Origin of the sequence: Shewanella aestuarii (assembly GCF_011765625.1) — a bacterium.
Classification (GTDB): Bacteria; Pseudomonadota; Gammaproteobacteria; order Enterobacterales; family Shewanellaceae; genus Shewanella; species Shewanella aestuarii_A.
Genome location: NZ_CP050313.1, coordinates 1962056 through 1975215, shown reverse-complemented (window position 1 = coordinate 1975215; position 13160 = coordinate 1962056). Strand labels below are relative to the sequence as shown.

At 39.4% G+C, this 13160-nt stretch carries 7 protein-coding genes; 4 read left to right on the top strand and 3 right to left on the bottom strand.

Annotated features, from left to right (window positions below; genetic code table 11):
* Positions 1-199 precede the first annotated feature (199 nt).
* The 3 genes from HBH39_RS08915 to HBH39_RS08905 form a co-directional block, all read right to left on the bottom strand.
* Positions 200-892, bottom strand: coding sequence for a crotonase/enoyl-CoA hydratase family protein (locus HBH39_RS08915; RefSeq protein WP_167677510.1), 693 nt, complete (start codon positions 890-892; stop codon positions 200-202).
* A gap of 233 nt (positions 893-1125) precedes the next feature.
* Positions 1126-1788 (bottom strand): nitroreductase, encoded by a 663-nt coding sequence (locus HBH39_RS08910; RefSeq protein WP_167677508.1) that lies wholly within the window; start codon positions 1786-1788, stop codon positions 1126-1128.
* A 206-nt stretch (positions 1789-1994) separates the two neighbouring features.
* The gene (locus HBH39_RS08905; RefSeq protein WP_167677506.1) at positions 1995-3218 is read right to left on the bottom strand and encodes a serine hydrolase domain-containing protein; all 1224 of its coding nucleotides are present in this window, start codon (positions 3216-3218) and stop codon (positions 1995-1997) included.
* Positions 3219-4102: 884 nt separating this feature from the next.
* Here HBH39_RS08905 and HBH39_RS08900 point away from each other — a divergent pair.
* The 4 genes from HBH39_RS08900 to ushA all read left to right on the top strand — a co-directional run bounded on the left by HBH39_RS08900 (position 4103) and on the right by ushA (position 12927).
* Positions 4103-5155, top strand: a complete 1053-nt coding sequence (locus HBH39_RS08900) for a porin (RefSeq protein WP_167677504.1) — start codon at positions 4103-4105, stop codon at positions 5153-5155.
* A 32-nt stretch (positions 5156-5187) separates the two neighbouring features.
* Positions 5188-8319 (top strand): ExeM/NucH family extracellular endonuclease, encoded by a 3132-nt coding sequence (locus HBH39_RS08895; protein ID WP_167677502.1) that lies wholly within the window; start codon positions 5188-5190, stop codon positions 8317-8319.
* A gap of 62 nt (positions 8320-8381) precedes the next feature.
* The gene (locus tag HBH39_RS08890) at positions 8382-10997 is read left to right on the top strand and encodes an endonuclease (protein WP_167677500.1); all 2616 of its coding nucleotides are present in this window, start codon (positions 8382-8384) and stop codon (positions 10995-10997) included.
* Between the two features lie 235 nt (positions 10998-11232).
* Complete coding sequence (gene ushA, locus HBH39_RS08885; protein WP_167677498.1) at positions 11233-12927, top strand: bifunctional UDP-sugar hydrolase/5'-nucleotidase UshA; 1695 nt, start codon at positions 11233-11235, stop codon at positions 12925-12927.
* The last annotated feature ends 233 nt before the right edge of the window (positions 12928-13160 follow it).

The window sequence follows — 13160 nt, the reverse complement described above, 5'->3', positions numbered from 1 at the left end:
TTGACTCGCTCAAACTAAACCGCCCTGTATGTAATGTCATACAGGGCGGTTTGATGCACACTAACTCACTTTCTGTTTCAGATATCTGCGCCAAGCCAAAGCTGAGTTAATATAATCAGATTTTTCTTTAGGTACTCATTTGTAAATGCTTGCTGTCTTGCTGTGATTTGAGCTTAGATTGGCCATTTATCAATGTACTTTAAAATTTGAAGTTGATTTTTGTATCTAGCTCGATGGCGTCATCTAACGAGGCAAGTATGGCTTGTCTTTCTTTTAGCTTAGTCGCGTGATGCGATTTAAAATGAAGCGTTTGCAAGTGTTTCGCAACAGCTTGTGCCGTGTCCATTAAGTGTTCAGCGGGAACCACTTGATCTAGAAATCCTGCAGATACTGCCGCTTCAGGTGAATAGAGTTCAGCCATGATCACCGAGCGAGTTAAGTAATTACGCGGTATACGATTACGGGCGATTTCAATACCGGCTTGATGCATTGTCATACCAATTGCAACTTCATTTAGGCCAATTTTAAAATTGCCCTCACAACCGATCCGATAATCGCAACTGAGTAACAAAAAACCACCTTTTGCGATAGCATGACCTGAACAGGCACCAATAATCGGCGTTGGGAAAGCGAGCATCCTGCGAGATAATTTAGACCCAGCCGTGACAAGCGCAATAGCATCGTCCGAACTTTTTTTCATGGTTTTTAGATCATAACCACCTGAAAATATGCCTGTTTGACCGGTTAAAATCACCACAGCCTTGTCTTGTTCAGCTTTATCTAAAGCAGTATTCATTTGCTGAATAACTTCAGGTGAAATCGCATTCACTTTGCCATTATTTAAGCTAATTACATGAATATTGTTGTCAATTGATACCTTAATAAGTTCCATTTACTGCCTTCTATATATTGTCGTTAAGGGGTGTTAATGTCAGATTGCTAAACACACGATAGCTTGATGTCACCTTAAAGGGGTACTCTATACAGTAATTACTCTAAAAAAAAGCCTTAACCCTGTTTAGCCGCTAATTAATAAGCGGGTCTTAACCTTACATTAGCCATAGACGGTATTCACTACAGTAGGCTGCTTAATTAAAAAATATATTCTTTATGTTTTTACTTGGGTTAATCAAAAAAAGCCACAGCGTTATCGATAGACTCTCGCTCAGTTCTGGTCTTATTGATTAAAGCGTCATCATCGGCATAACCAAATGACATGCCAAATAATATTCCTCGGTCTTGTGGAAGATTTAGCACTTCTCTAACGGGATCAGGGAATTGGCCTAGTGCGCCTTGCATACAGCTTGATAAACCATGTTCTGACAAGATTAATGATAAGGTTTGGGCATATATGCCTAAATCGACGGCTCCCATAATGTCTAAGTATTTATCCATGGTAAAAAACACCGCGTGGGGAGCATCAAAAAATTGCCAATTACGAACCATTGCCATTTGCCGGGCTTTTTTGTCATCTCTGGCAATACCTAAGGTGCTGTATAGTGCATTGGCTGAACCAAACTGACGCTCACGATGAATACCGTTATATTTGGCGTACCAATTGAAATCAGGATTAGGCGTGGCACCACTCATTAATGTTTCCATGAATTTTTGTTTGAGGATGTCTTTGGTTTCTCCTGACACCACACAAGCTTGCCAAGGTTGCACGTTGCAGTTAGAGGGAGCGAGTTGTGCACTAGCAAAAATTTGCTTTAATGTTTCTTTGGGCACGGGTTTGTCAAGGAAGGCGCGTGTCGAATAACGTTGTTTTAAAATAGATTCAATCAGCATACTAGTTCTCTTGTTTTGGTTGATTAGTCATTTTTCAAGGTTTGGTTCTTTGTCAGCCTGTTATAGTACTATCAATTTCTATAGTGAATCACTTAAGCCCTGTACAAATAATCACTGCAATTATTATAAAAGATTAACAGAGCTTAGATAACTCTCATGTTTTAAGTCACTATGATGGTTTTTATTTTTTAAGCATTTCTAGAAACTTAAATTAAGGTAGTCAAAGTAAGCCTGCAGTTAAACAATGAAGTTACAATTGCACGAAAAAAAGCAATGGTTTCTAGTTTTGAGTTCAGCTCATCTTGAAAGCCAATGTCTGCACTATTTTTAACTATCACCACATTATGCTGCTGATTAACATAAATGTATTGACCATAGACACCAACACAAAAGAACTCACCATCTTCTGCCTCAGGCGGTAACCAGATTTGATAACCGTAACCCAGCTTACCTTGCTGAGGTTGTAAATAATCAGCTTGTGCTGTTGTAGCTGCTTTTATCCAATCAGCAGACACAATTTGCTGACCATTCCACTGGCCATTATTAAGTAACAAACGGCCAAAACGGGCATAATCCTGAGTGGTTACATTTAAACCTCCCAGTGCAAATGCAGCTCCTTGAGAATCGGTTAACCAAAATGCATCATCCTGCATACCGATATTGTTCCATATATCCTGTTGAAGCAGTTCAACCAATGATTTGCCAGTAACCTTTCTGATAATCATGCCGATAACGTGGGTATCCATACTGACATAATGGAAAGCTTGCCCAGGCTGTGACTCATTCACTAATTCGCTGGTCATTTCATCTAACGAGCCTCCTATAGCGAGTACTCGGCCCATTTTATTAATGTCGGAATAAAAATCTTGGTAATCCTCGTTCCATTTGACACCTGATGACATTTGTAAAACGTGTTTTACTTTAACATTGGCATAGCCTGATTGCGCGAGCTCGGGTAAGTAGAATTCAACTGATTTTTCGATATCAATTTTGCCTGCATCAACTTGCATACCAAACAGTATGGACACAAAAGATTTAGCCATTGACCAAGAGATCCGCTTATCTTGCTTTTTAGTTCCTAAAAAATAATTTTCATAAGAAATCTTGTCGTTTTTTATGACTAACAACGCGGTTGTTGCTCGGCGAGTCAGAAACGCTTCGGTATCTGTTACTTGATCACGGTAGACAAATGAATCAGGTAACGGCTTCAAATTGGTTTCAAACAAAAAAGGAACGCCTGTCTGGGTAATTTTTTGATGATGAAACGCCTTAGTTATATTCGAAAAATTATCTACAATTAAGGACTTATCGAACAAAGTGATCACTGTGTATAGTCGGGTTACATTTTGCCAGTTAAACGCCAGTAGGATTAGGCTGAAAATCAACATGGCTAACAAAGTGCGTTTGATGAACAGAAATAGAGCAGGCATACAGCCTCACAAATTTAAATACTAATGTTTACAGTAACCTATATTGATACTCACAATAAATCAACAAATTTACCTTTATCGAAACGGCTTAATATGAATATTGAAATTTCAAATCTAGTTACAGATCTAGGGCCAGCCTGTTCTATTTATAGAATTAATCAATAGCTATGTTATAAAAAATTTTTTTCATTAAAAATTAAAGTGTATATAAAATAATGTTTGTAATTATATTAAATATAGAACAATCGTTATTTGTTAATAAATAAATTAGTATTAACAGAATAACTTGTTGATTTATGTTTAGGTGACTTTAATTTGCTGTACGTTTTTTAATCAGTTGTGGGGTGGTGAATTTTATTACTTTTTAATTAAGACATATCTTTTATTTTTCTCAGTTATCTATCTTTTAGTTAATAACAAAGTTTTCAACTACGTAGGACTTGTTATATAGGTGTTAACCCTGGGAGCTATACATGTTTTTGTGATATTAATCCGAAGTTTTAGCTTGCTAATGAAGTGTGACTTACCTAACATTGGCTTGTTGATTTTAAGGGCTTCTTATAAAAAAATATCGAGATAAATGTTGCGCTTTTGTTGTGTTGCGTTGTTTTTTGTTGATGGGTATTTTAATTAATTCTCACAACTAAAGTAATTACTCTAGTTATCAATAATATATAACTTATTGCAATTTGTGTAGGCGCTTTGCTGAATCGTGTTAATGTTTTTGTTTCAATGTTTTTTTAGTACATAGTAATTTTAACGTTATATAGGATGGCGTTCGATAATAAACTTTGCCTTCAAATCAACCTCACATGAATAATCAATAAGTCAGAACACAATCTATTGCTTATCAAGATTGATGTTCACAAATGGAAATAAATGCGATGCTTAAAAAAACAACAGTTGCAATCGCCTTAGCCTCTTTATTTTGTGTGAATGCTGCCAGTGCAGTATCACTAAAAGAAGGAGACAACGGAGATTATATTCGCCTATTCGGTGAAGTGGGTGTTGGGGGTCATTTGGGTACCAATTCAGATTATAACCATGATGAATTTTATGATACCAAAGGTTATGTCGATGATAGTTTTGCCACTCTAGGCGTTAAAGGCCAAAACAGAAACTTTATCTATCGATTAGAACTAGACTACCAACGTCGGAATTGGCTTGGTGGTGATGGTGAGTTTGAACTTGCTATCGACAAAATGTATGTCGGCTATGTATTCAATGATTATCATTGGATTGAGCTGGGTTTAACCGATACGGCGTTTGACGAATACGATCACTTTGGTGACTTCACCTTTAATAAAGCAGTTGAAACTGGCGAAGCTGGCGATCAAGAAAACACGATTAAGTATGAAGCCAAATTTGAACACTTATTCTATGGTATTTCATACTCTTATGAAGGCAAACATAAAAGTGGTTTAGCACAAGGTGATATTGTCAACGGTTATCTTGGATGGAAATCAGACTTTATCTCGATTGTTGCCGGTGTTGAAGCGCGTGGTGGCTCTGAAGGTGTTTCTAAGTATGGCGAACAACAACTGGTTGGCTTAGGGATCCGAGTAAAAGTTATTCCACAATTTTCTCTTGGTTTTAATGGCTTCTTAGAAGACGAAGACCTATCTACTCGTAAAAGTGGTGATGTCCACCTTGGCTACGAAACATTCCGTAATTATGGTTTAACCCTGAGTGGTAAATATGATTTTAATGACTCATGGGAATTTATCGCTTCAGTTAATCATGAGCAATATGAAGGGTGGGACGTAGAAAGTCCTAACTACGATTATACCGAGCTTCCAGCTGAATACGGTAAAGATCGCCAATGGGCAAGCTTAGGTTTCAACTACCGTCCTGCAAGGGACATTGTATTGTCAGTTGAAGGCCGAGTTGGCGAAGCTCCAGAGGCAGCATATGCATATGCACGCATGTACTTCTAGCTCTATTCCAAGATAAAAATATCGAGTTTACTATGAAGAAAAGTTTTCTTTCATTGGCGATTGCCAGTATTTTCAGTTGTGGCGTTAACGCAGGTGTTAATGACCTACTGATCACCGAAATGGTGCAAAAAAATTATGGAGCCGAGTTGGGCTCAGTTGAAATTACCAATACCCATGCTACTGAATCATTTACCTTTAGTGATGATACAGCGGTGTTTATGTGGGGTAATGGAAAATATGAAAACCAAATGCGTAAAGCAGATGGTGAACCTTTATTAACTGGTATTACGATTGAACCAGGCAAGTCGGTTGTGGTTCTGAATAAAGACGCCAGTGACGAATATAAAAAAATAATTACTGATAATGGTGGTAGTTACATTATTGGTGAAGGCAATGGCAATTACAGCGATTTTTACTTAAGTGGCAATGACGGTTTTTATATTAAAAACGGCTCAACGATTATCGATCGCGTAGGCGCTGCTGATAATACTAGCGTCTGGGCACCCGATACCACTTTACGTCGTCGTATGGACAGTGAAGGTAATGCGCCAGCACCTTCAGCAAGTTTTAATGCTTCTCAATGGGAAGTTATTAGTCCGCTTGATATATCTACCGTCGGCATGCCTAATTTGGCTGAGGCTTATGAACCATTCGTATGTGCTGATTTAACCACTATTGCTGAAATTCAAGGCGAAAGTGGTCCATCGCCATTAAAAGGTAAAAAAGTCGCTGTTGAAGGCGTGGTGACAGCCGTTGTTAGTTTACCTAAAAAAGGTTTTTACTTACGTGATGTCGTTGCTGACGGTAATCCGTTAACTTCAGATGGTATTTTTGTTGAAAGTGGCAGTGCTGATAGCCAACTAGTTGGTCGTACTATTTGTTTAGGTAGTGAAGTTGCTGAAAGCTATGGCCAAACTCAGTTAGCGGCAGATGATTGGGAAGTTACCAATAGTGAGTTTACTCCAACTGTTGCTACCGACATTGAAATACTGGAGTCGGATGGTAACTCTTTTGAAACGACATTAAATCGTTACGAAGGTATGTTGGTGAATTTACCTGCTGATTTAAATCCTCTTGAGGATGGCAATCAAGACATGCGTGTTTCTCGTAGTTTCAGTTTTAACTACGACAGCTTCCGTAATAACATCACGTTGGCTTATAAACGTCCTAACTTGCAACCGAATCAGTTAAATGTGCCTGGTACACCTGAGTCGGAAGGGGCAGCAGCACAAAATGATGATTACCGTTTAATTGTTGAAAGTGCAACTAAAGCTAGCGACGGCAATATCCCATATTACCCTAACTTCAACATAGCGCCTGAGCATAACTACATTCGTATTGATGATAGTGTTGTGGGTATGCAAGGGGTAATTAGTTACAGTTTTGGTGACTACGCGTTAACTGTAACTAATGAACTCAACAATACTAACTTTATTCACAATCTACCAAGAACGGATAGTCCAGACATTTCTGAAGCGGTAGATACTGATCAATTTGCTATTCGTATCGCGAGCCAGAATTTGTTCAACTACTTTAACTCTCCGTTTGGTGGTGATCAGAATCAGTTTGGTCAAAGCCGTGGTGCCGATACTTTTACTGAGTTTACCCAACAAAAAACCAAACTTGTTGAAGCAATTCGTGCGTTAGATGCTGATGCCGTTGCGTTTATGGAAATTGAAAACAATGGTTATGGCTTGAAAAGTGCTATTGCCGATTTAGTCAATGAAGTAAACGTATACTACAACGACGAATATGCGAACAATTATGACAAGCCATACTCAACGGAAAACCGTTATGTATTTGTTGGCTTTGACCATAATGGTAATGGCATGTTTGATGAGTTGGATTCAGTGGGTTCAGATGCAATTGCTACCGGTATTATTTACCGTCCAAGCAAATTAAGTATCGAGCGTACTCGTGTTGTCACCATGCCTCAGCAAAAGGCACCAACCATTGTTAACGTGAACAATGAAGTGATTAAAGATGGCAAAGGCGAAATTTTAGAAAGTGGTCAAAACTATCATCGTGATGCCCTTGTTGTGACTTTCTTAGTGAACCAAACGGGTAAGCGATTAACCTTAGCAGTTAACCACTTTAAGTCAAAAGGTTCAACTTGTTGGGAAGACTGGCAAGGGGTTGAATTTGGTGACGCAACAACATGGACTAAAAAAGCACCGGATCCTGATTTCCAAGGTGCGTGTTCTGAGTTCCGTATCTCAGGTGCAGTACAATTAGCAGAAGAGCTTAAAAAAATCGAAGGTGACAAAATCATCTTAGGTGACCTTAATGCTTACGCTAAAGAAGATCCACTGTTAGTATTAACCGAAAATCCACGCAACAAAACGTTAATGACTGCAAGTCATACCTTTGTTGGTGCTAAGCCACAATTTAAAGTTGATGGTTCTCCTGTGGCGATCACCCATAGCTATGGGTACGTCGATATTATCTCTAAAGTATTTGAGAAAAAAGGTAAAACACCTTGGAGTTACTCATTCAATGATGAAGTGGGCTCTTTAGACCATATCTTAGTTTCACCTTCGTTAGAACCACGCGTGATTGATGCTGTAGATTGGCACATCAATGCTGCCGAATCTAACTTGTTTGACTATAACAATGAGTACAAAGGTGACTACAGCAATGAATACAATAAGTTCTATGCTGCAGATCATTTCCGCTCATCAGATCATGACCCAGCATTAGTTACATTAAGTTACTTACCTGGCGAGGCTGACTCAAACCGTTCAATTTATCTACCCAAGTTACAAAAGTTAATGAAAGTGCCTTATCAAATTCCAACTAAAGCTGCTGCTTTAGCGGGTGATATTGCCACTATCAAACTGACACCAAAAGACGATAAAGAAAAACTGGACTTAAGCCAAATGGTCGAGCCAAATGTAGTGCTTACCAAAGATGGCCAAGCTCTTGTTAATTTTGAAGTATTTGGTGCACCGTCAGCCGACTACCGAGTTAAAGTTGCACTTGAGCGTAACGGTGAAGTGGTTGAGGGTTCTTCAGTATCATTTGACATCGAAGTGGCAAATAGAGACGGGTTAGTTCCTCAAATAATTGAAGAAAAACATGATGGTACTGGTGGCAGTACAGGATTGTTTAGCTTGCTTAGTCTATTTGGATTATTGGCGTTCCGTCGCCGTAAAAGCCTATAACTTGAACTAATGATGAGGTGCTGGCTACGGTCGCACCTCTTCTATTGATAAAAGATATGATTATGAATAATAAAATCAATGCCGTAGCTAAAGCAGTCACACTGTTATTGGCTACAGCGGCAACCAGCGCTCATGCAGATTTGGTGATAACTGAATATGTAGAAGGGAGTAGCAGTAATAAAGCCGTTGAAATATCAAATCTAGGCACAAGCACTATTAACCTTGATGCTGATCAATATGTATTATCGCTTTACTCAAACGGTGCAGTAGACACCAGTAACACAGTTACCTTAACTGGAACGCTTGCAGCAGGTAGCAGTATTGTTTATCACAATGCTTCTGCAGAAGAGCAATTTAAAGTGGGTATTGAATCAACCGTTACTTATTTTAATGGTGATGATGCTTTAGTGTTGACCAAAAATGGCGCTGTGATTGATCGTCTCGGACAATTGGGGGTTGACCCAGGTTCAGAATGGACAGATCCAAACGATGCCAATTTTTCAACTAAAGATAAAACCCTAAGACGCAAAGCCAGCATTACCACAGGTGATACCAACGCAACAGGTGTGTTTCCTAATGCGGTAAATCAGTGGGTTGTTTTTGATAAAGACACGGCTGATGGTTTAGGTTGCCCAGGTGAAAGCGCTTGTTCTGCCGCGCCTACAGAACCTGGTGTACTGTTGATCACCGAATATATTGAAGGATCTGGTAGCAACAAAGCTGTTGAACTTTCAAATGTGGGTGGCAGCGATATTGACCTAGATGCGTCAGTTTACAAACTCAGTTTATATGGTAACGGCAGCGAAGAGGCTGGAAATACAGAAACCCTAACAGGTATTTTAGCTGCGGGGGCCAGTATTGTATTTCATAACAGTAGTGCTGATGAAGAGTTTAAAGTCGGCACTGCTTCAACGGTAACTTTCTTTAACGGTGATGATGCACTTGTGCTCACTAAAGATGATGTTGTTATCGACCGTTTAGGTGTTTTAGGAGAAGACCCAGGCAGTGCTTGGACAGATCCTAATGATCCTAACTTTTCTACCGCCAATAAAACGCTAAGACGAAAAGCAAGCATTACTGCGGGTGATACCGATGCCAAAGCACCATTTCCAGGTGATAACAATCAATGGTTAACCTTTGATATTAATACTTCAGATGGCTTAGGTTGTATGGGTGAAGTAGCCTGTGGTGATGTGCCGGTGATTCCAGATCCGGATCCTACACCTTGTTCAGGTTGTGAAGAGCTAACACCGGTAGCAGACCCAAATACTTTTGACACCAACATATACTACACCAACGTACTGAGTGGGAGTTTTGATGATCCACAAGCGCTGAAAAATGCAATATCAGTTGTTGTTGCCACAGGTCATAAACAACTGACATACAAACAAGTGTGGACAGCGTTAACTTATTCAGATGAAGATCCAAGCAACAGCAGTAACGTCATTGAGCTATATACTGGCAAATCAGTGTCCAAGCAAAACAATGGTGGCAACACTACCGATTGGAACCGTGAACACATTTGGGCAAAAAGCCATGGTTTCCCGAGCGAGTCTCAACTGGGTTATACCGACGCTCATCACTTACGCCCAACCAATGTTAAGGTAAATTCAACTCGCAGTAACTACGACTTTAATGAGTGTAGCGATACAGGAACTGAAGTTGCTGAAGCGCCAGGAAACTACCTTGATGCTGCTGCACGCTGTTTTGAACCAAGAGATGAAATCAAAGGCGATGTGGCACGTATGATCATGTATATGGATACACGTTACCAAGGTAACGATGCCAATATGCCTGATTTGGTCGCGGTCGATCGGATCACAACCGCTGAAGAAGTTGCTAATAACGAACCGCTTCATGGCAAGTTATGTACTCTTTACACTTGGCACCAACAAGATCCTGTCGATGCGACTGATATCAAACGTAACAATGCTGTTTATACCTACCAAGGAAACCGCAACCCTTACATTGATTATCCTGAATGGGTACAACAAGTCTATGGTGATGAATGTGGCGATCCCGTTAATCCAGTTCTAGATGTTGATATTATTATTACATCACCGGAAATGGTTAACGAAGGTGAGTCGTTAACGCTTGACGCTTCTGCGACCGTCGCAAAAGATGAAGCAGAGCTTAGTTTTAACTGGGTACAAACTTCGGGTCCAGCATTAGAGTTTGAGCCTACAAGCTCAGTGTTAACTTTAACGGCACCTGAAGTCAGTGAAGATGTTCAATTGCAATTTACGTTAACCGTCAGTGATGGTTCTCTAGAGAGCTCTGAAGTGGTTAGCGTAAAAGTAGTCAATGTACCACTTGCATTTGATATCAGCTTTACAGGTAACACCGACATTAATGAAACCGAAAGCACAGTGATCACCGCTGCCATAGCAAATGAGCCTGCTGGTTTGCAATACAGCTGGGAACAAGTTTCAGGTATGTCAGCTGATTACAGCGCTGATGGCTTGGTTCTTAATGTCACCGCACCAGAGGTATCGGTTGATCAAGCATTAGTATTTAAGCTTGTGGTCAGTCATGGCGAAGAGCAATACAGTACAACGGTCAGCATTAATGTGAAAAACCAACAAGAAAGCGGTTGGACTAAACCTGATGGAGCAGGCAGCTTAGGAGCAGGGATGTTACTACTTCTGCCGCTTCTATGGCGTCGTCGTCAATCTTAAGCTTGTGATCCTTAATTTTTTTGATAAAAGTTAAGTCACATAAGTCCAGCAGTATCAAGGTTTCTTGGTACTGCTGGTTTTTTTGTGTATTACTGAATGTGGATTAAACCCAAAGCTCAGTAAATTTCCTGAATTTAAATCAATAGCTTAAAACTATGTTAAGTCGCAATATACTGTTTAAGTTAAAAGTTGCATTGACCATATCAGGCAAAAATATTTAACAATAGGAATTTCTATGAAACCGTTTTTTAATCCTATTACCACTTTTTTATGTAGTCTTTTTTTATTGTCGGGCTGCTCTGATAACGAAAATCTAGCTAAAAGTTGTACAGAAGCCGCGGAACAGTGCGTTACATTTACAGTACTTCATACTAACGATCATCATGGGCATTTTTGGGCTAATAGCAAAGGTGAGTATGGTATGGCTGCCAGAAAAACCTTAATAGACAGCATAAGAGCAGAAGTTACCGCTCAAGGTGGGCAAGTACTATTGTTATCTGGTGGAGATATTAATACCGGAGTACCCGAGTCAGACTTGCAAGATGCCAAGCCTGATTTTATGGGAATGAATTTATTAAAGTACGACGCCATGGCTGTGGGAAATCATGAATTTGATAATCCGCTAGAGGTACTTGATCAACAGCGGGAGTGGGCAGAGTTTCCAATGCTATCGGCTAACATTTATCGTCAAGTAGGTGATAAATGGCAACCCTATTTTGAACCCTACAAACTCTTTAACATTGGTCATTTAACACTCGCAATTATTGGTCTTACTACCGAACAAACTGCGATCATAGGCAATCCAGATTATGTAAAGCCACTGCGATTTACTCCTGCACAAATTGCCTTAAAAAACCACCTTGCAACCCTGAGAATAAATCAACAACCAGATATGGTATTTGCACTTACCCATATGGGGCATTACGCAAATGGTAAACATGGAAGTAATGCACCAGGTGACGTTTTGCTTGCTAGAAGCTTAAAAAAAGGGCAGTTGGATGCCATTATCGGTGGGCATTCTCAAAATCCAGTATGTATGGAAGAAGACAGTGATCAGTATGTTGATTTTACCCCTGGTGATAAGTGTCTGCCAGATAAACAAAATGGCACGTGGATTATGCAAGCCCATGAATGGGGTAAATATGTCGGCCGCGCAGATTTTGAATATTACAACGACCAACTTCATTTAGCGAACTACCAGCTGATCCCAGTTAACTATAATGCTGCAGAAGAAGAAAACAGACCGGTAGTTAGTAATCCAATAGCCCAAGACGCTCAAATGCTTGAGTTATTAACGCCTTATCAACAATATGGTGAAAGCATTTTGAATAAGGTTATTGGTTATACACAGCAAAAGATAGAGGGTGATCGTAAGATAGTTCGCGACCAAATTACGACTTCAGGCGTGTTAATTGCTAAAGCACAAAGTAGTGGGCCAGTCAAAGCTGATTTTGGTATTTTAAATTCTGGAGGTATCAGGGGATCTATTGCTCAAGGGCCGATCCAATACCGTGATGTGTTAACTGTGCTACCATTTGAAAATTCGATATCTTTGGCAAAAATGCGTGGAGTTGAACTAAAAACATATCTCGCAAGAGTGGCAACTCAAACGAGAGGATCTGGTGGTTTTGCTCATTTTAGTGGCATTGAAATGTCTGTAAATTGCCAGAAAAAATCAGTCGATATTAAACGTATTGCAGGCAAACCATTTGATGCTATGAAACAATATAGTTTCACCTTACCTCGTTATAACGCAGCCGGCGGTAATGGCTATCCTGTTTTGACCAATGCTGTTGACACAGGATTAATTGATGCTGATATATTTTTGCAATACTTACAACAACATAACCCAATTAATCCAAACAGCCCAGAGTATAGCAATACGGTAAAATTTACTGATGCCAAAACACCTTGGGGTTGTGATAGCTAATTTTGTTTATAAGATAAAGTTACATTAGACACTTAGAGCCATTTGTGCAAAAGCAAATGGCTTATTAATTATTTGATAATAATGGATAATATCTGAATTAATGATTATCAAATTTTGTTCCAGTCTATTTTAAAAACTTACTAGAACACGTCTTTATACTATTGGCTTTCGACTTGATTGCTAGAAGGTAGAACAGAAAAGTTTAATAAGTCTGCTAATTCACGTTTTAACTT